General features: G+C 68.1%; 21 protein-coding genes and 4 pseudogenes. 13 read left to right on the forward strand and 12 right to left on the reverse strand.

Annotated elements, in window-relative coordinates:
* Positions 1-361: 361 nt before the first annotated feature.
* The 4 genes and pseudogenes from AC07EJ_RS45040 to AC07EJ_RS45055 all read right to left on the reverse strand — a co-directional run.
* A pseudogene (locus AC07EJ_RS45040) lies at positions 362-526 on the reverse strand (transposase); the annotation flags it as partial.
* Between the two features lie 83 nt (positions 527-609).
* Positions 610-2,166 carry an MFS transporter gene (locus AC07EJ_RS45045; RefSeq protein WP_478886451.1) on the reverse strand — a complete coding sequence of 519 codons (1,557 nt, stop codon included), beginning with the start codon at positions 2,164-2,166 and terminating at the stop codon, positions 610-612.
* Between the two features lie 391 nt (positions 2,167-2,557).
* A pseudogene (locus AC07EJ_RS45050) lies at positions 2,558-2,704 on the reverse strand (HD domain-containing protein); the annotation flags it as partial.
* 157 nt (positions 2,705-2,861) lie between these two features.
* Positions 2,862-3,083: an SDR family oxidoreductase gene (locus AC07EJ_RS45055; protein ID WP_478886452.1), complete on the reverse strand. Its 222-nt coding sequence runs from the start codon at positions 3,081-3,083 to the stop codon at positions 2,862-2,864.
* 197 nt (positions 3,084-3,280) lie between these two features.
* On the opposite strand from AC07EJ_RS45055, the gene AC07EJ_RS45060 reads away from it, so the two are divergent.
* Together AC07EJ_RS45060 and AC07EJ_RS45065 are read left to right on the forward strand one after the other, a co-directional pair.
* Positions 3,281-4,174, forward strand: coding sequence for an NAD(P)-dependent oxidoreductase (locus AC07EJ_RS45060; protein ID WP_478886453.1), 894 nt, complete (start codon positions 3,281-3,283; stop codon positions 4,172-4,174).
* A 113-nt stretch (positions 4,175-4,287) separates the two neighbouring features.
* Positions 4,288-5,235, forward strand: coding sequence for an NAD(P)-dependent oxidoreductase (locus AC07EJ_RS45065; protein ID WP_478886454.1), 948 nt, complete (start codon positions 4,288-4,290; stop codon positions 5,233-5,235).
* Between the two features lie 469 nt (positions 5,236-5,704).
* Here the strand turns inward: AC07EJ_RS45065 and AC07EJ_RS45070 are convergent, their stop codons facing one another.
* Positions 5,705-6,169: an SRPBCC family protein gene (locus tag AC07EJ_RS45070; RefSeq protein WP_393588996.1), complete on the reverse strand. Its 465-nt coding sequence runs from the start codon at positions 6,167-6,169 to the stop codon at positions 5,705-5,707.
* A gap of 46 nt (positions 6,170-6,215) precedes the next feature.
* On the opposite strand from AC07EJ_RS45070, the gene AC07EJ_RS45075 reads away from it, so the two are divergent.
* Entirely contained in the window at positions 6,216-6,824 is a 609-nt protein-coding gene (locus AC07EJ_RS45075; protein ID WP_389491042.1) for a TetR/AcrR family transcriptional regulator, read from the forward strand.
* Between the two features lie 174 nt (positions 6,825-6,998).
* Here the strand turns inward: AC07EJ_RS45075 and AC07EJ_RS45080 are convergent, their stop codons facing one another.
* Both AC07EJ_RS45080 and AC07EJ_RS45085 read right to left on the reverse strand, forming a co-directional pair.
* Complete coding sequence (locus AC07EJ_RS45080) at positions 6,999-7,214, reverse strand: hypothetical protein (RefSeq protein WP_389491040.1); 216 nt, start codon at positions 7,212-7,214, stop codon at positions 6,999-7,001.
* 530 nt (positions 7,215-7,744) lie between these two features.
* Complete coding sequence (locus AC07EJ_RS45085; protein ID WP_478886455.1) at positions 7,745-8,389, reverse strand: LysE family translocator; 645 nt, start codon at positions 8,387-8,389, stop codon at positions 7,745-7,747.
* Between the two features lie 653 nt (positions 8,390-9,042).
* Here AC07EJ_RS45085 and AC07EJ_RS45090 point away from each other — a divergent pair.
* From AC07EJ_RS45090 to AC07EJ_RS45100, 3 genes are all read left to right on the forward strand, one after another.
* The gene (locus tag AC07EJ_RS45090) at positions 9,043-9,498 is read left to right on the forward strand and encodes a MarR family winged helix-turn-helix transcriptional regulator (RefSeq protein WP_329567970.1); all 456 of its coding nucleotides are present in this window, start codon (positions 9,043-9,045) and stop codon (positions 9,496-9,498) included.
* Positions 9,491-12,058 (forward strand): MFS transporter, encoded by a 2,568-nt coding sequence (locus AC07EJ_RS45095; protein WP_393588991.1) that lies wholly within the window; start codon positions 9,491-9,493, stop codon positions 12,056-12,058. The genes AC07EJ_RS45090 and AC07EJ_RS45095 overlap by 8 nt, the downstream gene beginning before the upstream one ends.
* Before the next feature lie 146 nt (positions 12,059-12,204).
* On the forward strand, positions 12,205-12,738 hold the full coding sequence (locus tag AC07EJ_RS45100) for a hypothetical protein (protein ID WP_389491054.1): 534 nt from the start codon (positions 12,205-12,207) through the stop codon (positions 12,736-12,738).
* On the opposite strand, the pseudogene AC07EJ_RS45105 reads toward AC07EJ_RS45100, so the two are convergent.
* Both AC07EJ_RS45105 and AC07EJ_RS45110 read right to left on the reverse strand, forming a co-directional pair.
* Positions 12,625-13,260, reverse strand: a pseudogene (locus AC07EJ_RS45105) (transposase); the annotation flags it as partial. The gene AC07EJ_RS45100 and the pseudogene AC07EJ_RS45105 overlap by 114 nt on opposite strands.
* A gap of 116 nt (positions 13,261-13,376) precedes the next feature.
* Positions 13,377-13,904, reverse strand: coding sequence for a DinB family protein (locus AC07EJ_RS45110; protein WP_389491032.1), 528 nt, complete (start codon positions 13,902-13,904; stop codon positions 13,377-13,379).
* A gap of 489 nt (positions 13,905-14,393) precedes the next feature.
* Here AC07EJ_RS45110 and AC07EJ_RS45115 point away from each other — a divergent pair, with 489 nt between their 5' ends.
* The gene (locus AC07EJ_RS45115) at positions 14,394-14,801 is read left to right on the forward strand and encodes an FKBP-type peptidyl-prolyl cis-trans isomerase (protein WP_329432986.1); all 408 of its coding nucleotides are present in this window, start codon (positions 14,394-14,396) and stop codon (positions 14,799-14,801) included.
* A 534-nt stretch (positions 14,802-15,335) separates the two neighbouring features.
* Here AC07EJ_RS45115 and AC07EJ_RS45120 read toward each other — a convergent pair.
* Complete coding sequence (locus AC07EJ_RS45120) at positions 15,336-17,435, reverse strand: SpoIIE family protein phosphatase (RefSeq protein WP_478886456.1); 2,100 nt, start codon at positions 17,433-17,435, stop codon at positions 15,336-15,338.
* Between the two features lie 281 nt (positions 17,436-17,716).
* Between AC07EJ_RS45120 and AC07EJ_RS45125 the strand changes: the two genes are divergently transcribed.
* The 5 genes and pseudogenes from AC07EJ_RS45125 to AC07EJ_RS45145 all read left to right on the forward strand — a co-directional run bounded on the left by AC07EJ_RS45125 (position 17,717) and on the right by AC07EJ_RS45145 (position 22,301).
* Entirely contained in the window at positions 17,717-18,859 is a 1,143-nt protein-coding gene (locus tag AC07EJ_RS45125; protein WP_478886457.1) for a Fic family protein, read from the forward strand.
* 189 nt (positions 18,860-19,048) lie between these two features.
* A complete protein-coding gene (locus AC07EJ_RS45130) occupies positions 19,049-19,849 on the forward strand; it encodes a hypothetical protein (RefSeq protein ID WP_478886458.1) in 801 nt (266 codons plus the stop codon).
* A gap of 784 nt (positions 19,850-20,633) precedes the next feature.
* Entirely contained in the window at positions 20,634-20,954 is a 321-nt protein-coding gene (locus AC07EJ_RS45135; protein WP_389491018.1) for a hypothetical protein, read from the forward strand.
* A gap of 449 nt (positions 20,955-21,403) precedes the next feature.
* Positions 21,404-21,640: pseudogene (locus tag AC07EJ_RS45140) on the forward strand (hypothetical protein); the annotation flags it as partial.
* 199 nt (positions 21,641-21,839) lie between these two features.
* A complete protein-coding gene (locus AC07EJ_RS45145) occupies positions 21,840-22,301 on the forward strand; it encodes a nuclear transport factor 2 family protein (RefSeq protein ID WP_389491015.1) in 462 nt (153 codons plus the stop codon).
* A gap of 141 nt (positions 22,302-22,442) precedes the next feature.
* On the opposite strand, the gene AC07EJ_RS45150 is transcribed toward AC07EJ_RS45145, so the two are convergent.
* Positions 22,443-23,078, reverse strand: a complete 636-nt coding sequence (locus tag AC07EJ_RS45150; protein WP_478886459.1) for a DUF3472 domain-containing protein — start codon at positions 23,076-23,078, stop codon at positions 22,443-22,445.
* Positions 23,079-23,959: 881 nt separating this feature from the next.
* Positions 23,960-25,057, reverse strand: coding sequence for a CapA family protein (locus AC07EJ_RS45155; protein ID WP_478886460.1), 1,098 nt, complete (start codon positions 25,055-25,057; stop codon positions 23,960-23,962).
* A gap of 325 nt (positions 25,058-25,382) precedes the next feature.
* Between AC07EJ_RS45155 and AC07EJ_RS45160 the strand changes: the two genes are divergently transcribed.
* On the forward strand, positions 25,383-26,488 hold a 1,106-nt coding region (locus AC07EJ_RS45160), incomplete at its 3' end, for an Hsp70 family protein (RefSeq protein WP_478886461.1).

Genomic DNA, 26,488 nt, shown 5'->3' on the forward strand with positions numbered 1-26,488 from the left:
TCGCTCGTGCTCCGACCCGCTCTCCGGGACGACAGCCATAGTTAGCGATGCCCGACAGGGGACGCAAGGATGTGACGTACTACCCCACTACGGAGAAATGTCCGAAATGGTCGAATAGAGAGCCTTCTGTACACCCCCGAGCGGTCCCACCAGCTACTAGCGCCTCTAGTATGTGATCTGGCCCCTATGGGGTGCTTCACAAGCCCGACCCCCCTCCGCGTTACCCACGTCACGCGTTCAGCCCGGCCCAGAGGCCAGGACGATGCCCTCGGAGGGCGACTGATCAGGTTTGCAGGTGATTTGGGAGGTTGGAAGCGACTGCAGCAATGGTTGGTCGTTGCACGTCCCGTGAGTCCTCGGCGTCGGCGTCGGTCTGGACAGCCCGAAGGATCTTGTCCCATGTGCCGCCCGCCGACCATCGGCGATGCCTGTCGTGCACCGTCTTCCACCTGCCGAACCTTCCGGGCAGATCCCGCCAAGGTATCCCGGTCCTCTACCGGAAGAGGATGCCGTTGATCACCAAACGACGGCTCTTCAAGGCCCGCGCGTGTCAACAACGCTCATGCTCAATACACCTAGACCGCTGTCCGGGTCGGAGTCCGACCAGTCTCAGCTTTGGGTGGCATGACAGTGCCCGTGGGCGACTTCGGGCGGGCACGGGGCCGCTGTTGCGCCTGGGTCGGTACGCCACTCGATGAGCGCGATGCCCAACGCCATCAAGATGGCGGCGATGCCGACGCCGACGGACGCTGCCACGGCCAGCCGGTAGTCGCCCCCGCTCGAGGTCAGTACCAGGTAGTACGTGCCGGGCAGCGCGGCCGTCCCCACTGCCCCGCCCAGGCGCTGTCCGGTCTGCAGCGCACCGCCGGCGGCGCCCGCCATCCGCACCGGAACATCCCGCAGCGTCATCGTCACATTCGGGGAAATGACGAAGCCACTGCCGATACCGCCCACGAGGAGGGCGGGGACAGCGGCCCAGACGGCGACCGATGACGGGGCGAACCGGAGCAGCAGCGCCGCTGCGGCGAGCCCGACAATGACGCCGACCAGACCGAGCACGGTCAGCAGCCTGCCCACCCGCTCCACAAGCCGTCCGGCCACGACGGCCGCACCCGCGGAGCCCACCGCGAACGGTGTCACGGCCAGTCCGGACTGCAGCGGCGAATAGCCCAGGCCGTTTTGGAAGAACAGCGCGAACACGATCCACACACCGCTGAATCCCATGAAGTAGAGCGTCGCCAGGCTGGCACCGGTCGCATAGCCACGGGTTTCGGTAATCAACCTTGGATGCAACAGCGGTTCGCCGCCTTGGGCAGCGACTCGGCGCTCCCACCGCCCGAAGCCGACCAGCAGCAGTGCCCCTACTGGGAAGAGCCACCACAGACGGCGCACGCCGCCGGAGTCGGCCTGGACCAACGGCAGCAGGACCGCCAGGACACCGCAACCGATCAGGGCAACGCCCGACAGATCGAGGTGTCCCCTCTTGCCCGGGGCGACGCGGGGCAACAGCCGGTAACCGAGTACGAGTGCCACGGCACCCACGGGAACGTTGACGAAGAAGATCCAGCGCCAGCCCTGGGGTCCGGTGGCCAAGGCGAGGATGACGCCTCCGGTGATCGGACCGACCGCGCTGGAGATGCCGACAGTGGAGCCGAACAAACCGAAGGCACGAGCACGCTCGGCTCCAGTGAACATCTGTTGGATCAGCGCAGAATTCTGCGGAGCGAGGCAGCCTGCGGCGATTCCTTGCGCCATGCGGGCGATGACGAGCAGGGTGATCGTCGGGGCCGCCCCCGCTGCGACGCTGCACAAGACAAAGGCCGCGAGCGCTCCGAGAAAGATCCGGCGTCGGCCGATCGCATCGCCAAGACGTCCGGCCGGCACCAGCGCAAGCGCGAACGTCAGCGCATACCCGGACACCACCCATTGCACTGCGGCCGGGGAGGCGCCCAGATGCCTTTGCATCGAGGGCAGCGCGACCGCGACGATCGTCACATCGAGCAGGATCATGAAGCCCGCCACCAGCGTGACCCACAAGGCCCGCCACCGGCTCGGATCTGGCCGGCCTCCTGACTTCGCCGTGCCTGGTGGTCGCCCACTCGGTTCCACAGGGGCTCCTTTCGACGGAGTCACGACGCAGTGTCTGTGCACACGAGGGCCAGACATCGCGTGAACAAGTACGACTACTCATCCGAGCAGAGCTTGGACCTGCGGTTTTCCGGTCTTAGAGGGACGAAATCAGCACCGACCAGCACCGGAATCAGGCGTGCTGACCACCAGAGCTCCGAAACCTGGAGTTACCGCGGTACAGCAGCGAGGCCATCTGCCACGGGCAATCATCACTGGTCGTGACGGCGAGTGGAGCCATCGTCACCTGAATATGGGCGTGGTGGCACGATCTTGCGGTCACGGCGGCGGCCTTGCGTCAGGGCCGGCCCGGCCGAGGGGACGATTCGTACGGCGTAGCGGGTGCCGAAGGCGTTCGACGTAGTGGAAAGCTCGGCAGGCCGGTGACGTCCAGCAGCTGCACGCCGTCGAAGGCGGCTACTACGACCATGCCGAAGAAGTACACACGGCGCGAGTGGTCGTAGATCAATTCGCTGGTGCTGTCCCGTACGAGCTCGGTCGCCTCCCGCGCGAGCTTCGAGTCCGGCACACGGACCCCGGCCGGCGTGGAGGAATGAGTGGAGGAATGAACCGTCATCGCGGCCACGTTCTCCTTCAGCCTGTCGGTCTGTCAGCCTGTCGGTCTGTCTGCGGTCTCGGTCTGCGGTCTGTCTTCCCGGCGACACTTCCAGTCCACGAATCACCAGATGGGCGCGCCATGGCTGTGCGGCCGTATGGCCCACTGTGCTCCCTGGTCAGAACCAGGCGCCGTCGGCCTGGATGGTCCGGCCCGTGATGAACGAGGCGTCGTCTGACACCAGGAACGAGACGACTGCGGCGATTTCAGCGGGCTGGGCCATCCTCCCGAGCGAACTGGCAGTTCGGTGACAGTTCCCCCGGTGCGATGGCATTGATGTTGATGCCCCGCCGGCCGAAAGAGGGGGCCTGCCGTGGTCGTTCACGTCAGGCGGGCGCATCCATGTTCACCACCGGGCCACCGCGCCCGCCACCGGCACCGGCACCGGCACCGGCACCGGAATTGCCCGGCCGGAGCCAGGGCGCCACTCGGAGCGCGGCCCATCCCTGCCAGGGCCCACTGCCGCCGATGTGCGGCTCAGTGCTCGTGAAGGGCGCTGCGTTTCCTTGCCGGGGAAGACCCGGGTTCCAGCGGAAGATGGACAAGGGAAACAGAAAGGGATCTTCCATGTCTCACGCTTCCACCGTCGCTGTTCTCGGAGCAGGCGCGCTGGGCGCCGCGATGGCGATGAGGCTCGGGGAGCGTGGTCACGAGGTTCGGCTGTGGAACCGTACGGAGGAGAGGGCCCGTGCGGTGGCGGAGCATGCTGCGGGGGTCACGGCAGTGAGTGCGGTGGGCGAGGCGGTCTCCGGCGCGTCCGTCGTCCTCACTGTGCTCCGTGACGGCGATGCGGTCGCGGAGGTCATGTCAGATGCCATCGGCCGGCTCGACAACGATGCTGTCTGGGTCCAGGCGAGCACAGTAGGCCCACGGAAAGCCGGCGCCCTGGCCGGGCTGGCGCGTGATCACAGTGTTGCGTACCTCGACGCACCGGTTTCGGGAAGCACCGCTCCCGCACGGCAGGGCAAGCTTGTCTGGCTGGTTGCCGGCCCCGAGGACGTCCTGGCGCGGGCGCGCCCCCTGCTCGACGATCTCGGCTCGTCCGTGCTCCACGTCGGGACGGGGGTCGAGGGAAACGCCGTCAAGCTTGCGGTCAACGCCTGGATGGCTGCCTCGACGGTCGCCATGAGCGACGTCCTCGCGCTGTGCGACACCCTCGGTGTCGACCACGCGACGTTCGTCCGGGTGCTTGAGGCGGGCCCGCTCGCCATGCCGTACGAGTTGCAGAAAGTGCGTGTCATGGACGACGCCTCATACGCCCCCGGATTCGCGGTGCAACTCGCCCTGAAGGACATCGAACTGGCCGCGGCGGCCGCCGCCCCCAGCGCTCTGCTTCAGGTCGTCCGAGACCGCTTGGAAGCGACCGTCGCAGCCGGCCACGACCACGACGACCTCGCCGCCGTTGACTACCTGAGGAAGCCGCCGTCGTAGTCCGCGTGCGGGTCGTTGCTCATCGGCCCTTGCCGGTCGTGTGCCGCGTCCGGTCGGTCAGCTGCGGGGCCGTATCGGTCGAGCCGTCTTCCAGGATTGAGGTACAGAGAAACATGACGATTGCCGCCCAGGAACGTCCGCGGATCGGCTGGATCGGTGTTGGCCGCATGGGCCTCCAGTTGGCTACCCGACTGCTGGACGCGGGGCACGACGTGGCCGTCTACAACCGGACCCGCGCCAAGGCCGAACCACTGGCTGAACGGGGAGCGACAATCGCCGACCGGCCGGTTGACCTGGCCGACCGGGACATCGTCTTCACCATGGTCACCGCCTCGACCGCCCTGGAGGCGGTCACCACGGGCCCCGGCGGCGTACTGACCTCACCGCACATCGCGCCGCCGGTGCTGATCGACTGCTCCACGGTGTCCGCCCAGGTGTCCGCGCTGATCCGGGACGAAGCCGCCAAGCGTGGGACCGGCTTCCTGGCCGCCACGGTGAGCGGGAATCCGAAGGTGATCACCGCGGGCAAGCTGACGGTCGCGGTCTCCGGCTCGCCCGAGGTGTTCGGTCAGGTTGAGCCGTTGCTGGCTCTGCTGGGGCGCGGGGTGGCGTACGTCGGCGAGGGCGAAGCCGCCCGTCTCGTCAAGATCGCGCACAACGTCTTCCTCGGCGTCGTCACCCAGTCGCTCGCCGAGATCACCATCCTCGCGGAGAAGGGCGGTGTCAGCCGCGCCGCCTTCCTGCGATTCCTCAACGACTCAGTGATGGGCTCAGTCTTCACCCGCTATAAGTCGCCCGCGCTGGTCAACCTGGACTTCACGCCGACGTTCACCATGCCGCTGCTGCGCAAGGACTTCGACCTGGGGCTCTCCGCGGGCCGCGAGCTGGAGGTGCCGATGCCGCTCGCCGCCGCCACCGCTCAGCTCGTCGCGGCTGCCATCGGCGCGGGGCATGTCGAAGAGGACTTCGCCTCCTTGATCCTCGAGCAGGCCAGGAACTCCGGCATCACGCTGGAAGCCCAGAATGTGCCAGTGGATGACGGTCTGTCACCGCAGACCTGATGATGACGGTGTCGCCACGGTCAGCGAGTCGCCGCGCCAGAACGCGTCCCGGGGAGCCGCTTGGTCCGACGATGATCGACGCTGACGCCGAACAGGATGCGCATCGCCGTCTCCCGGGTGGTGCGTCTGGCCGTGGCAACTCCCCAGCTGGCCCGAGTCGCGGTCTCGACATCGAGGCCACGGTCACGCATACCCTGCCGTTGCCGTTGCCGTTGCCGCTGCCGCTGCCGCTGCCGTTGCCGTTGCCGTTGCCGTTGCCCCCGGCCTCCGCAGCCGGCGTCTTGAGGTCGCAGCGTCCGCCGGGCGGGAGTTCGCCGCGCAGGAGGCGGTCCATGGCGGCGCGGATCGCTTGCTCGTTGCATCCGCGTTCGGCGCTACTGATCTGGCTTATGAGTCTCTCCGTGATCTGCGGCGTCGATTCCGGCGACGATGCAGCTTCGCCGGACAGAAAAGCCGATATGTACCGACGTCAGGATCCGGCAGCGGACGCGTGTCGAGCCAACTCGGTGGCCAGGCGTCGCATGGCCGCCTGGTTGGCGCGTCGTATCGTGGCCCGGACGACTGGTGCCAGCAGCCGGTCGGCAAGTGGGGTATGGGCCCAGGCGTATGTGAACGACACCCGACTCCCGCCGGTTCGCAACGGCTCGATGGTGTAGGTGCCGTGGGCCAGGCGTCGGCCGGCCGCGCTGACGTTCCGTTCGACGATGCGCCGCGGCGGGGCCGCCTCGACGACCTCGATGGCGACGTCGGTCTTCGTGCCACCCAGCGCGGCTGTGACCGTGGCACACGATCCGATGCCGCGGCCGGGGCCGCTGTAGCGCCAGTTGGTCAGGTAGTGGTTGGTGAATCGCTCGTGGTGAGCCATGACATCGAGGAAGTCGTAGACCTGCTCGGGCGTCTGCGGTACGTCGATCGACACGGTGACAGACTTCATGTACCACACGGTACATAGGGCATGTACCAATTGGTACACTCGTGAGGTGGTGAATACGGTCGGTTCAAATCCTGAGGGCGAGGCAGCGCCCGGCAAGGACGGGGACCGGCGCGCTCAATTGGTGAACGCGGCCGTCGACCACGTCGCGGCACACGGCATCGCAGACCTGAGCCTGCGCGGCCTGGGCGCCGCGATCGGCGTCAGTCACCGCATGCTGATCCACTATTTCGGCTCCAAGGAACAGCTGCTCGTCGAGATCGTCCGGACGTCGGAGCAACGTCAGCGCGATCTGCTGTCCCGGCTGCGGCTGGAGCCCGGTCTCTTGCCCGTCGATGCCGCACGTCTCCTCTGGCAGCAGCTGACGGACTCTCGACTGGCCGGTCAAGAGCGGCTCTTCTTCGAAATCTACGGGCAGGCACTGCGAGGCCGTCCCGAGGCTGCCCCGGTCCGCGAAGGGCTCGTAAACGACTGGCTGGAGCCGCTCGTGGCCGCCGAGGTCGCCACAGGAGCGGACCCCGCCGTGGCCCGGAACCGCGCCAGGCTGGGACTCGCCACCGTCCGCGGTCTGCTGCTCGACCTGCTCGCCACCGGTGACCGCGATGGCGTCAACGCGGCTATGGAGGACTTTCTCCGGCTGTATTACGGCTCGAAGTGACGGAGTCGCCGATCTCCCCGCAAGGCGCGTCCGACGCCGAAAGATCCTCGGCGGACTCCTCAACGAATACCACCGAGCCTCCTGATGAACCATCACTCCCCAGCAGGAAAACCCCAGCTCACAGCACGTGCGGAGGTTTTGACACCCCTCGCGCACGACGCCCCGTCGAACGGGTCAGTCCGACTCCTGCCGAAGGACGCGGCGAGCCGCCTCAGCCTCGGCTGCCGGCGGGGACACCTCGTCGAGGACATCAAGCTCGTCATCGCCCTCCAACTCCCGTTCCCAGGCTGCGGCGAGCCGCTCCTGCTCCTCCCCGGGCCTGGCCACGACGGTCTCCCTGTCCTCAGGCGCCAGGGCCGCCAGGAAGCGTGCGACTGAGTCGTTCTGCATGCTAAGCACCCCTTCGCTGGGCATGGTGCTGATCCGGGCTCAGCATGATCAATCAGTCCGGCGATCGCAGCCCGACACAGCCGCAGCACACTCGGATGGAGCCATCTCGAGTCCCAAGCCTCGCCCGACTCGTACCGCCCCGAGTACGCCCTGCAGGCGCTCCTCACCCTCCTTGCTCACGCGTTCGCGCGGGCGATCGACGAGGGCTCAGTGGCGTCGAGCGCTTCGACGTGTGGGTGCCCAAAACGGCACCCTTCAGGGGCGCCTGGCGAATCGCCTACGAACAGGCCCGGCGGGGGCCGGCGCCCGCGCCCTCACAGGCCACGGTGCACCGGGTTCGTACGGTGGCGCGCTCCACCTGGACGCCACGAACCACGCCCGCTCCACAGTGTGTGGGTCGGCGGCGGACGGGGTGGGAGCCGGGGTGAGTGGCGGGCTGGGCAGGGGAGAGTTTCTGGCATCCACGGGCGCCATCAACCTCCCCGTCAGCGCTCACAGCAGGACTGGTGTCACAGGCACGCGGACCCGGCTCAGGTGGAGACGGGAGTGCGGGACACGGCGGTGCGCAGCGCGAAGGCGCCGAGCAGGCCGCCTGCCGTGAACCGCTGGGCGGTCATAGCGCGGGGCCGGGCAGCCAGAAATCCCGACACCCGTGCTGCGCCCAGCATGATCAGAGCGTTCACGGAGATCCCTACGATGATCTGCACACCACCGAGCTGGAGCAGTTGCCCCCAGGCCGGACCTCCCCGCGGGGCCAGGAACTGGGGCAGCAGGGCGGCATACATGAGAGCGATCTTGGGGTTGAGCAGGTTGGTCAGCAACCCCATCGAGAACAGGCGGGCGTCGGAGACCGGAGGCAGGTCCTGGGCCGGGGCGAAGGGCGAGCGGCCGCCGGGCTTGAGCATGCCCCAGGCGAGGTAGGCCAGGTAGGCAGCCCCGGCAAGCTTGCCCACCGTGAACGCCACCGGCACAGCGGCGAACAACGCGGACAGGCCCGCAGCCGCGGCAAGCAGGTAGCACACGAATCCCACGGCGGTCCCACTGAGGCTGACCAGGCCCGCCCTGCGACCTTGGGTGATCGCGCGGGAGGCGAGGTGGATCATGTTCGGCCCCGGAGTCAGGGCCATGCCCAGTTCGACCAGGGCCACTCCTCCGACTGCGGTCAGAGCGATCACCGGGTCAACCTCCTGGTCGTTCGTCCGGCACCTGATAAGGAATGGGTCGCCCAGTTGCAACGGACGGCTACGACGCATCAGCAACGCCTGTCCCGGCTGCTGCAGAATACGGCCCTGCCGCTCGGTACCTTCATGCACCCCCGCGACCCGCCGAAGACGAGCAGACCCGCATCATCCGGCACGACCGGGTCGGAGGACTGATCCATGAATACACGCAGGTCGTACAGGGGGTGACATGGGCCGGCAGGCGCAGCCGGCCGAATCTGTAGACCAGACAGAACGCCACGCTTCCCAAGCGTGCGCCGACGGGCTCGCGAACACCCTCGATGTAACCCATCGTGACCCTGAAGCCGCAGCTCAGCGTGGGTGACCGGGGTTGTCGGCACCCTCAGGCTTCTCGCGTCGGCCCCTTCGCTACCGGCGCATCAGGCTGCCACATGCGCCGGGTCGTGCATCCGAGGCCCCGTACCGGACGCCGCTCCGGGCCGTCTACACTCACTTGGTAGCTACAAGCAATAAAATATGAGTGGAACAGGGGGCGGGCAATGGGCAAGGGGACGGTCCGTGACCGCGCAGCGGGTGAGCATAGGACAACCGGGGACACCGGGGTCGCGAGTGCCGAGGAGGCCGGGGCAGGACTGGGGAGCCAGATCGTGCGCTTCACCCGGCTGGTCGCGGCGCGCAGGCACCAGACCAAGCTGGAGCAGGGCGCCGGTGAGCGCGTCCTGCTGGCCCGGCTCGTACGGGACGGGGAGCAGCGGGCCACCGATCTGGCCGCCGAGACCTTCCTCGACCTGTCGACGGTCAGCCGTCAGGTCCGCTCCATGGTGGAGCGCGGCCTGATCGAGCGGCGGCCCGACCCGGAGGACCGGCGCGGCACGCTGCTGCACGCGACCGAGTCCGGCAGGGCGGTGTACGAGAAGAACCGCCGGCAGCGCGACGCGCAGCTGGCGGAGCTCCTCGACCCCTGGCCTCCCGAGGACCGATATCAGCTGATCCGGCTGATGACACGCCTCAACGACGACCTGGTAGTGCATCAACAGAAACGCCACGGCGACGGGACTCAGCCCGAAGCCGGGGCGCAGCAGGGAGCAAGCAAGCATGAGTGAGGCCGTGTCGGCACCGCGCCGAGACACCGCGAAGCACACGGAGGCGATGCCCGCCTCCTCCGGCGGTGGCCTGAGCCACCGTCAGATCCTGACCATTCTGAGCGGTCTGATGCTGGGCATGTTCCTGGCCGCGCTCGACCAGACCATCGTCTCCACCTCGATCCGCACCATCGCGGACGACCTGCACGGCCTCAGCCAGCAGGCGTGGGCGACGACGGCGTACCTGATCACCTCGACGATCGCGACGCCGCTCTACGGCAAGCTGTCCGACCTGCACGGCCGCAAGCCCTACTTCCTCGGCGCGATCAGCATCTTCATCCTCGGCTCGGCGGCGTGCACGTTCTCGACGTCGATGACCGAACTCGCCGCGTTCCGCGCCCTGCAGGGCATCGGTGCCGGCGGCCTGATGTCCCTCGCCCTCGCGATCATCGGCGACATCGTGCCGCCCCGCGAACGGGCCCGCTACCAGGGCTACATGCTCGCCACCTTCGCCACCTCCAGCGTCGCGGGGCCGCTCATCGGCGGCTTCCTCGCCGGTCAGGACAGCATCCTGGGCGTCGTCGGCTGGCGCTGGGTGTTCCTGGTGAACGTGCCGATCGGCATCATCGCGCTGTTCGTCGTCGCCAAGGTCCTCAACATCCCGCACACCCGCCGCGACCGGCGGATCGACTGGTGGGGCGCGTTCACCATCGCGCTCGGCGTCGTGCCGCTGCTCCTGGTGGCCGAGCAGGGCCGCGAGTGGGGCTGGGACTCGTCCAGGTCCCTTTCCTGTTACGGCATCGGCGTCGTCGGCATCATCTCCTGGATCCTCGTCGAGCGCCGGATGGGCGACGACGCGCTGATCCCGATGCGCCTGTTCCGCAACGCGATCTTCAGCAAGACCAGCCTGCTGTCCGTCCTCATCGGCGCGGGCATGTTCGGCGGAATGCTGATGATCCCGCAGTACCTGCAGATCGTGAAGGGCGCGAGCCCCACCAAGTCCGGTCTCGAGATGCTGCCGCTGATGCTCGGCATGATCATCGCGTCCATCGTCTCCGGCCAGATCACCGCGAAGACCGGCCGCTACAAGATCTTCCCGACCATCGGCACCGTCCTCATGGTCACGGCGCTGCTGCTCTTCCACTTCAAGGTCCAGTGGGACACTCCGCTGTGGGAGAGCATGATCTACATGCTCGTCTTCGGCCTCGGCCTCGGCGGCTGCATGCAGACCCTGGTGCTCGCCGTGCAGAACGCCGTGCCGCCGCAGGACATGGGCGTGGCGACCGCGTCGTCCACGTTCTTCCGGCAGATGGGCGCCACCGCCGGTACGGCCATCTTCCTGTCGGTGCTGTTCTCGAACGTCGGCGACAAGATCTCCTCGGCGTTCAAGTCGGCCGCCGGGACGCACCAGTTCCAGTCCGCGCTGCACGACCCGGCGGTCCTGTCCGACCCGGCCAACAAGCCGGTCCTCGACATGCTGCAGCACCCCGGCGCGGGCGGCGGCGGCTCCGACGTACTGAGCGACTCGTCGTTCATCCAGCACCTGGACCCGCGCCTGGCCGAGCCCTTCAAGCAGGGCTTCGCCGACTCCATGCACGTGGTGTTCCTTATCGCGGCGGGCGTGATCGCGGTCGCGTTCCTCATAGTCCTGTGGACCAAGGAGGTCCCGCTGCGCAAGATGTCGGGCCTCGAGGCGCGGGCGGCGGAGGAGGGCGGCACCGCTTCGGATGCCGCCGCCGAGACGCCCGTGACGGCGATGGCCGACACGGCGGAGGCGGTGGAGGCGGCCCCGGTCGCTTCACTCGCCACCGCCCTCGCGGACGAACCCGCCTCAGGTGTCCGCGGCCACATCCGCGACATCGCGGGATCGCCCGTCGCGGGCGCCGTGGTCACGCTGATCGACCTGCGCGGCAGCCAGCTCGGCCGTACGACGACGCAGGCGGACGGCCGTTACGCGGTCGCCGCGCCCGCCGAGGGAACGTACGTCCTGATCGCCTCCGGCGGTGCCCGGCAGCCGCAGGCCACCACCATCACGGTGGCCGACGGCCTGGTCGACTTCGACCTGGTGCTCTCCGGCGCGGCCGGCCTGACCGGCACGGTCCTGGCCACCCCCGACGACCGGCCGCTGCCCGGCGCCCTGGTCACCGCGACCGATGTGCGCGGCGAGGTCGTCGCCTCCGCAGCGGCCGACCACACCGGCGAATTCGGCATCGCCGACCTGGTCCCCGGCGACTACACCCTCGTGGTCAGCGCCCCCGGACACCGTCCGGCGGCCCTGCCGGCCGAGGTCGCGGGCGGCGCCGCCAACCGCTACGAGATCCGCCTCGCCCCTGGCGCCCACGTCCACGGCACCGTCCGCAACCGCGCGGGCCACCCGGTCGACGACGCCCGGGTCACGCTCCTCGACGCGGCGGGCAACACGGTCGCCACGGCGGTCACCGACGCGCACGGCGCCTACGCGTTCAACGACCTGGACACCGGCCATTACACCGTGATCGCCAGCGGATACGCGCCCCAGGCCGTGCCGCTGCGGGTGAGCGGCGAGGGCGAGAAGGACGCGGACGTGAATCTGGGGCACTGACCGACACAGGTGCCCCTGAAAGCCTTAAAGACCGTTTTGTCCTAACGGGGGTGTTTGGTAAGTCCCGGTAGGCCAGAGGGATCCAGGCCGTGCGCGTGAGCGCACGGCCTGGATCCGTTCGTGGAGTGTGAGTGTGTGGAAGTTCGATGCGGCAATGGCCCGTGCCGCCGACTGAGCGGCACGCGGGAATCTGGTTCTGCTCCTGGTGCTACGCCGCCACGCATGTAGGTGGTGAGGGGTTCGAGATCGCGCGGCTGCCGTACCTGCCGATGGAAATGCGCTGGGAGAGGGCCGTTGCGCACGGCCCTCCTCCTGCCGTCGCCCACGCCTTCGGCATCTACAGTGATCTGATGGCGCAGGGCGAGGATCTCGGCGTGTCCCGCTCGGACCTACGATTCCGGCTCTGGCCTGCAGCTTGTCCACGCGGGGCAACGGCCTCCACCGCACCTGGGATGATCGTTCGATGTCGCCGTCGATTCGTCGCCACGCTGGTCCGGAATCTGACCAAGGTGCCCGCTGCCGTGTTCCGCAGCCACGCGGCCAAGGACGCGGAGATGTTGGCGTTGCGGCACGAGAACGCGGGCGATCTCACCGGTGAAGCCCAACTCCCGGAGCAGAGCGCGGGACGCGTTGCTGTCATAGCCTCGGTCGAGGTTGACGTTCACCTCGTCCGGAAGTGACCCGACCTGGTGCATAGCCGCGTGGAGAGTCGGTCCGAGGAGCGGCGAGTCATGACGGTTGGCTCCCGCCGCGACCAGGCCGAGCGGTACGCCGCGGGCATCAGTGGCCACCGAGCGTTTCATGCCCTGCTTCCCGCGGTCCACCGGGGACCGGCCCGCACTCTGGCCGCCGCACGGGGCCTCGGTGATGCAACCATCCACAGATATCTCGGTCAGTTCCAGGCCGATCATCTGGTCGTACGCTTCCAGAGCAAGAACGTGCGCTGCTCTGGATATCCCCTGCTCAGCCCACTCTTTGACACGTCGACGGATAGTCCGGTCAGAGCATCCGGGGCTGGAGACCCGTTCGTAGCCCGAGCCGTTGACCAAAGCGATCACCACGTGCTCGAACACAGTCCGGTCAGGGACACGGCGGCGGTGGCAGCCAAGCGGGTGGCCCGCGGCGAACTCCTCCCGAGCGGGCAGGAGGGCCACGAACTGGTTCCAGAGGGGTTCGAGCAGGCAAGATGGCAGTGCGGTCACGGCTGTCCTTCGTGATCACTGAGCGCAGAGAACCCATGATCACGGGCACCCGCGCCCGTTCTGATGCTCATCCCATCTCCCGGGCACCTGCCGCCGGACCGGTCCGGGCAGGAAGCTCAGTCACCTGTTGCCCCGTCGGTCCGCTCCCGCAGGAAGTCGGCGTGACCGTTGTGACGGGCGTACTCCTGGATCATCAACACGTAGACCCAGCGCAGGCTGAGGGAAACTCCGCGAGAGGACATGAAGGTCTCGTCGAGGTCGCGCCCGGCCACTGCCGCGTCGCACGCCTTGACCTCGGTCAGGAACAGTCCGAAGTCTCTCTCCGCATCGGCTGCGTGAACTCCGTCGAGTCCCTCATTGCCGTCTGACGGTCCGGTGAAGACACCGCCGATAGCCTCGCCTGCGAAGCTTCGCCGGAACCACCATCGCTCTACCTCCGCCATGTGCCGGACCAAGCCAAGGAGGGTGAGGTTCGACGGCTCTACGGTCGCCCGCGACAATTGGGCCGGCTCAAGCCCGGCGCACTTGGCCAGCAACGTTTCCCGGTGCCAGCTCAGCCAACCCTCCAGCATCTGGCGCTCAGTTACGGTACCCAGGCCGCCAAGCTGCTTGGTGCGCCCGACCGGTGGCGCTGTCCATGTCATGGATCCACCCTGCACCGCCATTTAGGCGGGTTCAAGCAGGCAAAATGGCAGCGCGACCAGGCCACCCTTTGGGATTACTGAACGTAGAGAACCCCATAATCAGGTGGACCCATGGCCTTCCTGATGTCTCCGCCACCTCCCGGGCGCCTATTGCCGGTCGGTCTTAGTCATCATGTGGGCCCTTGTCCCGTTGGTTCGCAATCGGCCGCTGGTCCAACCCGACACCGTGCTGCGCCGGCACCGCAACCTGATCTGGAACGAGCACCACCTGCGGCACGCCCTTCGCCATTCGAACTGCATCACAACGCTCACCGGCCCCATCAAGCGATGAACCAGGCGGCGCCACTACCTGGACGGATGCAATATTCGGCAGCCGCAGTGCTCCGGGGACGACCGGCATTCTCGATAGCGTGACCATCTGCTGCATGGAGTGTTCATGTGTCCGGCTGGTCCGTGCGACGGCTTCCGACGGAGAGTGATGAGGCTGCAATGAGTGAACTGACGAAGCCCGAGGTCGACGTTCCGGAGGGTGACGCTCCTACCGAGCTGACCATCCGGGACCTGGTCGTCGGGGACGGGGCCGAGGTGAAGCCGGGCATGGTGGTCAGGGTCCACTATGTCGGGGTGACCTTCGAGTCCGGGAAAGAGTTCGATGCCTCCTGGGACCGGGGCCAGCCGTTCAAGTTCGCCCTGGGCAGTGGCAAGGTCATCAAGGGCTGGGACCGGGGAGTGAGGGGGATGAAGGTCGGCGGTCGGCGCGAGATCATCGTTCCCCCGCGTCTCGGCTACGGCAATCAGTCGCCCTCGCCGTTGATCCCGGCGGGCTCGACCCTGGTCTTCGTGGTGGACCTGCTGGACTCGTATTCCAGCACAACCGGGTGGAGCAGCGCCTGGTGACCCTGGCCCCTCCTCCCCCACGACGTGCTGCGTCGTCCCCGGGGTTGGCGCCCCCGTGCTCCTCACTGCCGCTCCTGCTTCCGCCTCCGCAGCGTCCGAACGGGTTCCGCTGCGACTCAGTGACCACCGAAGGCCACAAGGCGACCGACTGCCTCAACGGCCTGCCCGGCGCCGCCGCCCGGACGTCTGAACTCGGCGGCCGCGCTCGGCAAACGGGGTCAACGGCCCACCGCAGCTCGGGGACCTGAAGGTCCGCCGACGAGACCGACTCGGCAGAACCCTCCGCGCGTACCGACATGCCGCTTGACCAGGCCGGATAATTTTTCGGCACCCGCAGTCCTCGCGGTCGGGTTCTTCCACCTGGACACTCTCCTCGGCCAGAGGCTGTACGCCCTGGCGTTCCTCGGGCGCGGCACCCGTCGGCTACGACTCATCCTCACCCGACTACTCCCGGCATGCTGCACAGCCACCGGATCGTCTCCCCGGGGGCATGCGGAGCGCGTACGGCCCCCCACCGCGTTCGGCCTGTGCCCGTCAGGCGGACAGGCTCAGCTCGGCCCAGATGGTCTTGCCTCGTCGGGCAGGGCGGGTGCCCCAGCGCTGGGTCAGCCGGGAGGTGATGAACAGTCCGCGGCCGGACTCGTCGTCCTCCTCGGCATGTCGCAGCTGCGGGGCGGTGCTGCTTGTGTCGGAGACCTCGCAGATCAGCGTACGGTCGCGGATCAGACGCAGGCCGATCGGCCCGTCGGAGTAGCGCACGGCGTTCGTGACCAGTTCGCTGACCACCAGCTCGGTGGTGTGCTGCAAGTCGTCCAGTCCCCATGCGGACAGCCGGCCGGCGGTGAGTCTGCGCGCCTCGGACGCGGCCTCGGGCGCGCCGCGCAGCGTCCAGGAGGCCACCTGGTCGGGACCCATGGCACGGGTTCGCGCCATAAGCAGGACGGGGTCATGCTGCGGGCCGTCGGCGGGGAGCACCCGCAGCACCTGCTCGCAGGCCTCTTGGAGGCAGCGTGATGCCGGGGCGAGCGCGGCACTGATGCGCTCGAGCTGCTGCACGGCTTGCTGGGGATCGCGGTCCTGGACCAGGGCGGTGTTGCACAGGAGCAGGATGCTGCCCTCGGGCAGTTCGCGTTCCGTGGTCCGATGGGTGCCGATGCCCTGGCCGAGGGGCGGGCCCTGCGGGACGTCGACGAGCTCCGCCGTCCCGTCGGGGCGAACGATCACGGGCGGCAGATGGCCGGCGCTGGACATGGTGCACAGCCGGATCACCGGGTCGTAAACCACGTACAGGCACCTGGTACCGACGACCCGGTAGGCGGAGTCGTCGCGTGGGCCGGAGGTCACCTCGCCGTCGAGCCGGGTCACCAAATCATGCAGGCGTTCGAGAAGTTCATCCGGTGGCACGTCCAGGTCGGCCAAGGCGCCGATCGCAGCGCGGAGCTCGCCCATGGCGGCCGCGGCACGGAGGCCCCGGCCCTCGGTGTCCCCTGCGATCAGGGCGACACGGGCGCCGGAGAGCGGGATCACGTCGAACCAGTCCCCGCCTGAGCCGGACGGCAGGTAGCTGTGCGCGGTCTCGACAGCAGTGTGGTCAGGGACCTCGGGGGGCCGAAGGCTGAGCTGGAGCAAGCGGGCGGCCGACCGCTCCCGGTTGTAGAGCCGGACGTTGTCCAGGGCCAGCGCGGTACGGGCGACGAGCTGGGCGGCGATGGCGGTGTCCTCGTCGACATATGGGTCCGGACATCGGCCGCGATAGAAGCAGGCCAGGCCGAGGACCACACCGCGGGCGCACATCGGAACCACGATCATCGAGTGGACCAGATTCCGGCGCAGCAACCGACCGCGGACCGGGTCCCGGTCGAGCCACTCGGCGTCCGGCAGGAGCCGGGCTACCAATCGCGGACGCAGGTCGGTGAGGCTCTCGCGGTACGGGGTTCCCGACGGGAAACCGCTCACCTCACCTGCCACGGGCCACCCCGCCGTCACGGAACTGCCGTGTGAGCACCAACCCGCACGACGCAGCGGGATAGTCCCGAGAAGAGGTCCCGGTTCGGGTGCCTCACCGCGCAGTACAGGGTCGAACAGGTCGACGGTGGCGAAGTCCGCGAAGTCAGGGACAGTACCCTCCGCCAACTCCTGCGCGGTGCCGAACAGGTCGAGGCCGGCGCCGGTGCGGCTGCCGACCCGGTCCAGCAGAGCAAGCCGGGCCTGCGCCTGGTAGCGATCCGTGACGTCCAGGATGGCCGCCGCCACCCCCAGGGGGCGTCCATCCAAGTCCTGGAGCCGGAACCAGGACGCCAGCACGGCGACCTCGGCATAAGGAGACCGGAGTGAGCGCAGCGTCAGCAGCACGTCGCGCCTTGGACGGCCGGTCTCCAACACCTCGCGGACCAAGGCCTCGACCTCATCCGCCTGGTCACTGCCGTACTCGCGCAGCACCTCGGAGACCGTGCATCCGAGCAGGTCCTCGACCGGGAACGCCCGGATGTGCCGCGCGGCCGCATTGAAACGCACCAGGCGCAGCTGCGTGTCCAGCACGTGCAGGCCGATCGGCGACTCTGAGAACAGCGCCCTGAGAGTGGCGTCATCCACGTCGCGCGAAGTACGGCCCGGGATGTCCGGCGATGTGTTCATCAGAGAGAATTATCGCTCTCCGATCACGTACCCGGCACCTGCACGGAACCTCCGACGTGGGCACGTCGGGTACCGACGGCGATATTTCCCGAGCAGTGCCGTCGGCGGCCGGGAAGCGCCCGCTGCGCAAAGGCAGTAAGTCGCCACCTGAACCCCCATACGCTGCGCGACGATTGCGCTTGACAGTAGCGATGAGTTCTTGACAGTAGCGATGAGTTTTCGAGCGGCACACCCACCCAACACCGAATGCATCAATGATGGAATCAATCCATCATTGATGCATGCTGTACGAACTGCCCCGCCCCACCGACACCGACCGCCGTGTCCTGGACGACATCGACACCCGCCGCGACGCCCTCCAGCACGCCGTGCAGCGCGTCCCGACCACCTGGACCCGCGGCCTGCGCCGGCAGCTGACCGCCTCCGCCATCGCCGCGTCCAACACCATCGAGGGATACAGCGTCCCCGTGGAGAGCGTCGGCGACCTCATGGACGGTGAACGCGAGGGCGTGCGTACCAGCGAGGAGAACAAGGCCGAGACGCTTGCCCACCAGCAGGCAATGGCCTACATCCGGTCCCTCCACGACGCCGCCGACTTCCGCTACGAGAAGTCCCTGCTCAACGGCCTGCACTTCATCCTTCAGGGGCACCACCACCCCCACCCGCCTTCAGGCCGCTGGCGCACCGGCCCGGTACGGGTCACCGCCCCTGGCGACCCCATGGCCACCGACTACCAGACCCCCGACGCCGACCTCGTCCCCGACCTCATCGGCGAGCTGGTCGACTGGCTCAACAGCGGCGACCTCGACACCCACCACCTGCTGCGCGCGGCCATGGCCCACTTCAACCTGGTCAAGATCCACCCGTGGAATGACGGCAACGGGCGGATGTCCCGCAGCCTGCAGACCCTCGTCCTGGCCCGCTCCAGCGTCCTGGCACCCGAGTTCGCCTCGATCGAGGAGTGGCTCGGCATGCCCGAGCACACCTGGGCGTACTACGCCGCCCTCAAGCAAGTCGGCGGACCGGTCTACTCCCCCGGCCGCGACCTGCGCCCCTGGATCGAACTCAACCTGCGCGCCTACCACGAACAGACCCAACGCGTGCAGCACCGCGTCGACCGCTCCAACACCGCCTGGCAGAACCTGGAAGACCTCGCCGGCCAACTCGGCCTGCGCGAACGCCAGATCACCGCCCTCCACGACGCCGTCCTCACCAGACGCGTACGCCGCCTGCGATACGAACACTCCGAAAACCTCACCACCCAGCAGGCCGGCCGCGACCTCACCGACCTCACCACCCGCGGCCTCCTCACCGCCCACGGCCAGACCAAAGGCCGCTACTACACCCCCGGCCCCAACCTCCCCGCCCCCCTGATCGAAGCCGCCCGCACCCCCTACACCATCACCGACCCGTACCAGGCGTAAGCCCGCAACACCGTGGCACCGCATCAACTCCGCGCCTCAGGCCAGGCCGTGCACATCGGGGTGGCTCCCGGCCACCCGCGCCCCGTTGGTCGCCCCGGAGCGCCAGCATCCGCCAGGTGCAGACCACCCCAAGCGCGGGCATCTCCCAGGCATTACCTCCTCCGCTACACCTCACGGATGGAGCGCCAGATGAGCGCACCATCACCCCGCGGCCGGGTCTACCGCCGCTGCGGCTGCCACGGCGAAGGCGGCCGCCAACTCGGCCCGCACCGCCCGCGACTCGCCTCCGATCCGGACCACGGCAGCTGGGCGCTGGCCGTCGACGCACTCACCGGACCCGACGGGCGGCGGCGCACTGTTCGGCGCAGAGGCTTCGCCTCCCGCACTGAGGCCGAGACGACACTGGCGCGGGTCCGCGAGAGCCCGCCGCCCGGGCTGCGCCCCGATCCGACCGAGACGCTCGCCGGCCAGCTCCTTGAGTGGCTGCACGGGGTGGCGCCCTGGCTGCGTCCGGCCACCGTGGCCCGTTACCGCGCCTACGTCCTGGACGATCTGATCCCGGCCCTCGGCGCCATCAAGCTGGATGCGCTGCGCAGCGGCGACCTCATCGCGTTCGCCGAGAGCCAGCAGCACGCCGGACGCGGCCGCGTGACCCTGCACCGCTGCCTGCGAACGCTCTCCAGCACCCTGTCCCACGCGGTGCACACCGGCCGGCTCGCGCACAACCCCGCCGTTCCCTCGATCGTGCCACGCCCGCCCGCGACTCCCGTCGAGCCGTGGAGCGCTCAGGAGACCGCCGCGTTCCTGGCCTGTGCCCGCCGCGCGGAGCCGTATGTGATCGAACGCCTCGACGCGATCGCAGGTGCTGTCCACGGTGGTGGAGCCGCAGGTCCTGAGGCTGCCGCTGGGGCGATCAGCGAGCAGGTGATTCAACGCTTCCTGAACAGACGGGACCTTGGCTCCGGGCGGAGTTCCGGTGGTCACTGGTAGTGCGCGCCAGCACGCGCGCACCGCTCGCCGGTACCGCGGCGGCCAACCTGCCGGCCTGCGGCCCGAACCGCTCCATCGCCCAGCCTGAAGGCCTGGCCCGGCCTTCCCCTGGCACAGCCGTACAGCGCCCTCCCCCGCTCGTCCGCCTCCCACCTGTGTGACAGGCGCATCGAGCCCTCACAAGGGAGCGATCCGACCACGCCGGGCTGTTCCGCTGAGGTCGCTCGCCGGCTCGACCGGGCAGCTGATCAGCGGCGAAACACCGTTGCCTCTGAGCGACACGACTGCGGCACGCACAGGCTTCGCGGCTCTCCTCTACTGGCGCACCACACGCCGTAGCCCTTGGCGGCTTTGCCGCAACAGCTCCGGAGGGCCTTTGGTCCTGTGGCGTCGCTGCTGGTCACGGGGCCGCTTCTGCGTACTCGACGGCTGCCCGTCCAGGGATAGGCCACAGGCACTGACGCCTACCCACATGTGCCGGACCGGCGCTGCGGGACGCGTCGGGGTGAGGGCTGCTGATGGAGGTACTCGCGGAGAGACGGGTCGTAGGGAGCGCGAACTCGGCGGGATCGTGAGGTGCAAGTTCACCCTCATGGACGGGGGAGCCACCCGTACGCGCGCGCGTGACGTCGACACACCAGACGTCGGTTCCCGATTCAACGATTTTTCGTTACATGAGGTGTCTTTCATGGCGAGTCGGACGTAACGGTTCATTCCAGACGTGAACATGCATATGTACGACCCAGGCAGGCGCATTAGGCACCTGCCGTGAAAGGAGCATGGAATGCAAGTTTCCCGTCTTGCCGCCGCGCTGGGCATCGCGGCCGCCATCCTGGTGGGCGGCGCCACTGGTGCCAGCGCCGCCGCCGTACCTCCGGTGGCATCTCACGCCACGCACGACCGTGATCACGACCACGGTGACAACTACAGGCGCGGCGACCACGACGGCCACCGGGGTCACCACCGCGACGGCCGCTGGGGCCACCACCGCGACGACCGCGACGGCCGCTGGGGCCACCACCGCGACGACCGCGACCGCCGTTGGGGCCACCACCGCGACGACCGCGACCGTCGCTGGGGTCACGACCGCCACGACCACCGCTGACCGTCCTTGGGGGTGCCCTTCCGCTGTTGAGGAAGGGCACCCCTTCCGCGTCCCTCCACATACCTTCGGCCGCATAGATACCTGCGGCCGGCCGCGATCTACGATCCGATCCGCTCGATTCCGACCGCAGGGATCTGGGTCCGCACATTGGTGTAGTGCATGAGTTCAATGCCCGTCGGGTGCTGGACATCGCCTGCAGGGACGGGTGCGCGACACCCGCTTCAGAAGCGAGGTGGGGGACTACTGGTGTGACCTGTGCGGATCCAACGGCCGGCAAGCCCCAGCAATTGAACCGCTGTTCCTCCTGGCTCCCCGTGATCCCCGCTCGATCGGGCACGCCGGAAGCACGGTGGCACGGTGGCACGGTCAGTCTTCGGCGGGACTGGGTGCCGTGAGGTCGACCCATATCCACGGCTCGTGATCCCAGTCGCGCACCTTGCCTATGACCTCTGGATGCGTTGCGCGAGTTCGAATCCTTCTACAACTGGCACCGAACGCACCGAACGCTGAAGCAAGCCGCGCCCCTTCGCCCACTACCCGAACCGATCAACGCACCAGCGCAGATCACGCACCTGGAGGTCCGCCGACGAGACCGACTCGGCGGCACCCTTCACGAGTACCAACATGCCGCCTGCTCAGGCCGGATGATTAATCGGCACCCGCAGTGTCGGTCCAGAAGCCTCTGAGCTTGGGCGGTCGTCCCATCCATCGGGTTCCTCCGATCTCGTCGTCGATCCCCACGTACAGTGCGGTCGAGAGTGTCCCCAAGTCAGGCTTCGCAACCGGAACTTGGAGGCCGGCCCTCACGATGCCCGCACGCCGGAAGTCCCGCCCCATGGCTCGCATGAGCTGAGCCGTGCGTTGACCGAACGGAGCCCAACCGCCATGCCGGACACAACCTCGGCCGACCTCGGCCCTCGTGAGGTCTTGGCCCGCTACCAGCAGGCGATGCTCGACAAGTCCGCTGACGACCTGGCCGATCTGTACGCGGTCGACGCCGTCCACGAGTTCCCGTTCCTCTCCCCCGGTATGCCTGCGCGCTACCAGGGCCGCGAAGAGGTCCGCGAAGGCTACCGAGCTGCCTGGGGCCCAAGCCCCGCGCAACCGCAGGAGATCCGTGAAGTCGTCGTGCACGAGAGCACCGACCGCGAGGTGATCACCGTCGAGCAGGTCGTCACCGGGACCGTGACCACCACCGGTCAGTCATTCAGCTTGCCCGGCCTCCTGGTGATCCGGATTCGCAACGGCCAGATCGTGCACGTCCGTGACTACATGGACGGGCTCGGCGTGGCCCACGCCATGGGCCGACTTGCTGCCGTGGTCGCCGGCCTCAACGACCGCCACTGAGGCTCTGACATCGGACGCATTCGTCTGGCGTTCGCCTGCTTGGCCTGTGCGAGTCGGCCTTGAGTGTCGCGTGGATGCGTGGATGCGACGACAGCCCGGACTGCGGGCGCCAGCTGCCGTCGAGCGTGCGCTGCGTGGCTGCTACCCGCCGGTCACCGTCGTGATGCCCGCGCTGCTGATGGCGTAACTGGCCTTGTCCTTGCACGGGCCGAGCAGGACAGCGCTGGAGTAACTCCCCCGGTATGTACTGCCGTTGCCCTGAGGGTTGGAGAAGTAGGCTTGGGCGCGCGGGATCGAGTTGCAGTCGGCGACGGGTAGGAAGTACTCGACGAACAGGGTGCCGGTGGGCTTCAGCAGTCCCGCGGACGAGGAGACCGTCCAGCTGCCGATGTGCGTGGTGGCGCCCGTCACCGTGTCGTAGACGATGCCCTCCCACTTACTGCCGCCGACGTTCTGGACCTTGAGCCGGTACTGCCGCCCGACCTGGTAGGGGTAGGTGATGGCGCAGCTGACGCCCTCTCCGCCGTCGGCCCCCGGGGTGCAGTTGGGGTCGGTCGTCGTGGACGTGCCGGCTCCGAAGATGCTGAACAGCGCAAGGTCGCCGGCGCCAGGACGCGGCTGCAGACCCATGTAGCCGACTTGGCCGTTCTTCAAGTAGAAGGCCTGGGCGAAGAAGACGGACTTCGTGTCGGGCTGGCCGTTCACGGTGATGTGGTAGCTGATGTCGGACAGTCCTGCGGACGGGGCGCCCGCAATGCTGTGGTACGCATTGATCATGTGCCCTGGCGTGACCGCCGCCGAGGCCGGCGCCGCGGTCTGCAACAAAGTCGCCAGGCCCCCCAGGAGGACCCCCAACCCAAGTCCCCAGCGCTGCCTTCGAATACGCCGTCCAGCGAGCATGAATCCTCCTGCGTTGAGGACATCCCGGTCGGGTGACGCCAGCAGGGTGACAGTAAGCGCTTGTTGTGCGCAAGCCCTCGACTCAGATGCACTGGCCGGCCCAGAACCTCCTCCGGCACACACGAATATCGCACCACTCGAAGGCGATCGAATCGCACAAGCAAATGTGTTGGCAGTCTGCGGCTTCGCCTGACTGCACCCCTACTCCGCCATGCCGTCGCTTGAACTCTGGAGCACGCTCCTCAACCGAAGCCCTCGCAGAACGCCCGCCGCGGCCCACCTCGGAAGGAGCGGCATGCCTGTGCGCGACATCGGATCCGCGAGCAAGTGCCGCACTACCAGACCTCGTTCATAGGAACGCGGCGAGGGGACATCTCACCCGGGAACGCGGCCTCCCGCGCCGAACGCCCCACGCGAACATTACGGCGAACCGCCACCTTCACACCCCGCACTCACGCCCCGCCTCACGCCCGGATGAACCCAGGCACCCGCCCCGGCGCGCCGACATACGTGCACCGTCGCAAGCGCAATCAGGGGAGCAACACCAGTTGAACGCGCTGCGCACTCGCCGATGACGCCTCTGACAGTGCGACTCAGGAAGGGAGAATTCAGTAAGCGTATTCTGCCGCCGCCGCTCCGCCTCCAGAGCGCCAACGTGAGCCACGGCCGATGCTCTGGCCGTGACTGGACAGTGGCCCTTGTCCGTGAGCGTGGGTTTCACCGGCGTCTGTGTCATTCGGCGAGCGAGAAGCGATCCTTCACAACGTGAGCGTGCCGTCGCGCTCAAGCTTTATGTCCACGCTTTCGCTGATCCGCGCGAGCGTCGCGCGTAGCCAGAAACGGTCCTGTTCCGGGGCGCGTTCCAGCCGCATCTGCCGGGCCCGGAAGGGCACCATGCGCAATCCCGTCAGCCGGCCCGTGTCCGCGGCCACGGAGACGAGGTACGCAACGCGGAGGTCGTCGCGATACTCCTCGTAGCCTGAGATGCCCTCGTAGTCGTCGATGAAGTCGCCGCAGCCGTACAGGATCAGCCGGTCGCGGTATACCTCGATGGGGCGAGGGTGGTGCGAGGAATGTCCGTGAACGACGTCCACCCCGCCGTCCACCAGGACATGCGCGAAACGCACCTGATCCTTGGGTACGCGATAGCCCCAATTGGAGCCCCAGTGCACGGACACGACGGCAACGTCGCCCGGTCGTCTCACCTGCCGTACCCGCCCGGCCAGTGCCTCGGCCGCGACGGCCGTCGGCCCTGGCAGGTAGGCGACTCCGGCCCTCACTGCGTTCGCTGCCCAGCTCGGTGGAATGCCACTGGACGGCATGCCGACGGCGAACACCAGGACCCGGGCGGCCCGCCCCACAGGGACCACGGCGGGGGCGTATGCCTGCGCGGCGTCATGCCCCGCACCGGCACTTCGCAGGCCCGCCCTGGCCAGCGCATCGAGCGTCTCCGCCAGCCCTTGACGGCCGAAATCCAGGACGTGGTTGTTCGACAGGACACACACATCAGGCCGGGCCGCCGCCAGTGCTGCCACATTGGCCGGGTGCATCCGGTAGTGGACGGCCTTGCCGGACGCGAACTCCCCGTCGCCGGTGATCGCCGTCTCCAGGTTCACGATCCGGGCGTCCGGAGCGATCCGCTCCAGCAGGACGAGCGCATCACCCCACGGCCACTCCGGGCCGACCGGCGCGTGAATTGGGCCGCCGGCCTCCTCCGCCAGATCCACGTAGGACCGCGCGTCCCGCACGTAGTTCTCCCGCAGCTCGGGATCACCGGGGTGCGGGAGTATCTGGTCGACGCCGCGCCCGAGCATCACATCACCGCACAGGAACAGCGTCACCACGCCGGTGCCCATGTGAAAAGCGTAGACCGGCCCCGGGGGCCATCGCTCAGCCAGCCGCACCTCAGGAAAGGTGAAGAGGTGGCTTGAAGTGGGCGGAACGGGGAACCGGATCTGTATGCGGTCCTGGGAGTGAAACCCTCGGCGACTGCAGGGTTGAACACTGCACCTTTCCGTGCCCGGCTGCGGGGGCTGCGCCCCGACGTCAACGTCGATGCCGTCACCGCTGAGCGGTTCGGGTGGCTGCGGGCAGCGTACGACCACTCTTCGTGACCCAGGGCTGCGCGCCGCCTACCTGCAGCCGTTGGCGCGCCGCCGTGCCTTCGAGGAGGCAATGGAGATGACTCGCTCGGTCGGTATCGACCTCGGCACGACGAACTCGGTGGTCTCGGTCCTCGAGGGCGGTGAGCCCACCGTGATCACCAACACAGAGGGGGCCAGGACCACCCCGTCGGTCGTGGCCTTCGCCAAGACTGGCGAGGTACTCGTCGGCGAGGTCGCCAAAAGGCAGGCTGTGACGAACGTGGAGCGCACCGCGCGCTCGGTGAAACGGCACATGGGAGACCACGGCTGGCGGTTCCCCGAAGACGGGGACATCGACGGCAAGCAGTACAGCGCACAGGAGATCTCCGCGCGCGTGCTGCAGAAGCTGAAGCGGGATGCGGAGGCGTACCTCGGTGAGGACGTCACCGACGCCGTGGTCACCGTCCCGGCGTACTTCGACGACTCCCAGAGGCAGGCGACCAAGGAAGCGGGCGAGATCGCCGGTCTGAACGTCCTGCGGATCGTGAACGAGCCCACGGCCGCGGCGCTGGCGTACGGATTGGACAAAGAGAACGAACAGACCGTGCTGGTCTTCGACCTGGGTGGTGGCACCTTCGATGTGTCGCTGCTGGAGATGGGCGAGGGTGTCATCGAGGTGAAGGCCACCAACGGCGACACCAACCTCGGCGGTGACGACTGGGACCAGCGCGTCGTCGACCACCTGGTCAAGCAGTTCAAGAACGGCCACGGCGTGGACCTGTCCAAGGACAAGATGGCGGTACAGCGCCTGCGCGAGGCCGCCGAGAAGGCGAAGATCGAGCTCTCGTCCTCGACCGAGACCACGATCAACCTGCCCTACATCACGGCGTCCGCCGAGGGCCCGCTGCACCTGGACGAGAAGCTCACGCGCGCCCAGTTCCAGCAGCTCACGTCCGACCTTCTGGAGCGCTGCAAGACGCCGTTCCACAACGCGATCAAGGACGCGGGCATCAAGGTGTCCGACATCCATCATGTGATCCTCGTGGGCGGCTCCACTCGGATGCCGGCCGTGACCGAACTGGTCCGCGAGCTCACGGGCAAAGACCCGAACAAGGGCGTGAACCCGGACGAGGTCGTCGCCATCGGCGCCGCCCTGCAGGCCGGTGTCCTCAAGGGTGAGGTCAAGGACGTCCTGCTCCTCGA

The organism is Streptomyces sp. NPDC045026, from assembly GCF_056432625.1.

Bases quoted from the DNA above. Each gene is read 5' to 3' on its own strand.
- AC07EJ_RS45045 (WP_478886451.1), bottom strand. From the start codon at position 2,166: ATGTCTGGCCCTCGTGTGCACAGACACTGCGTCGTGACTCCGTCGAAA.
- AC07EJ_RS45055 (WP_478886452.1), bottom strand. From the start codon at position 3,083: ATGCGCCCGCCTGACGTGAACGACCACGGCAGGCCCCCTCTTTCGGCC.
- AC07EJ_RS45060 (WP_478886453.1), top strand. From the start codon at position 3,281: ATGGACAAGGGAAACAGAAAGGGATCTTCCATGTCTCACGCTTCCACC.
- AC07EJ_RS45065 (WP_478886454.1), top strand. From the start codon at position 4,288: ATGACGATTGCCGCCCAGGAACGTCCGCGGATCGGCTGGATCGGTGTT.
- AC07EJ_RS45070 (WP_393588996.1), bottom strand. From the start codon at position 6,169: ATGAAGTCTGTCACCGTGTCGATCGACGTACCGCAGACGCCCGAGCAG.
- AC07EJ_RS45080 (WP_389491040.1), bottom strand. From the start codon at position 7,214: ATGCAGAACGACTCAGTCGCACGCTTCCTGGCGGCCCTGGCGCCTGAG.
- AC07EJ_RS45095 (WP_393588991.1), top strand. From the start codon at position 9,491: ATGAGTGAGGCCGTGTCGGCACCGCGCCGAGACACCGCGAAGCACACG.
- AC07EJ_RS45100 (WP_389491054.1), top strand. From the start codon at position 12,205: ATGCGGCAATGGCCCGTGCCGCCGACTGAGCGGCACGCGGGAATCTGG.
- AC07EJ_RS45110 (WP_389491032.1), bottom strand. From the start codon at position 13,904: ATGACATGGACAGCGCCACCGGTCGGGCGCACCAAGCAGCTTGGCGGC.
- AC07EJ_RS45115 (WP_329432986.1), top strand. From the start codon at position 14,394: ATGAGTGAACTGACGAAGCCCGAGGTCGACGTTCCGGAGGGTGACGCT.
- AC07EJ_RS45120 (WP_478886456.1), bottom strand. From the start codon at position 17,435: ATGAACACATCGCCGGACATCCCGGGCCGTACTTCGCGCGACGTGGAT.
- AC07EJ_RS45125 (WP_478886457.1), top strand. From the start codon at position 17,717: ATGCTGTACGAACTGCCCCGCCCCACCGACACCGACCGCCGTGTCCTG.
- AC07EJ_RS45130 (WP_478886458.1), top strand. From the start codon at position 19,049: ATGAGCGCACCATCACCCCGCGGCCGGGTCTACCGCCGCTGCGGCTGC.
- AC07EJ_RS45135 (WP_389491018.1), top strand. From the start codon at position 20,634: ATGCAAGTTTCCCGTCTTGCCGCCGCGCTGGGCATCGCGGCCGCCATC.
- AC07EJ_RS45145 (WP_389491015.1), top strand. From the start codon at position 21,840: ATGCCGGACACAACCTCGGCCGACCTCGGCCCTCGTGAGGTCTTGGCC.
- AC07EJ_RS45150 (WP_478886459.1), bottom strand. From the start codon at position 23,078: ATGATCAATGCGTACCACAGCATTGCGGGCGCCCCGTCCGCAGGACTG.
- AC07EJ_RS45155 (WP_478886460.1), bottom strand. From the start codon at position 25,057: ATGGGCACCGGCGTGGTGACGCTGTTCCTGTGCGGTGATGTGATGCTC.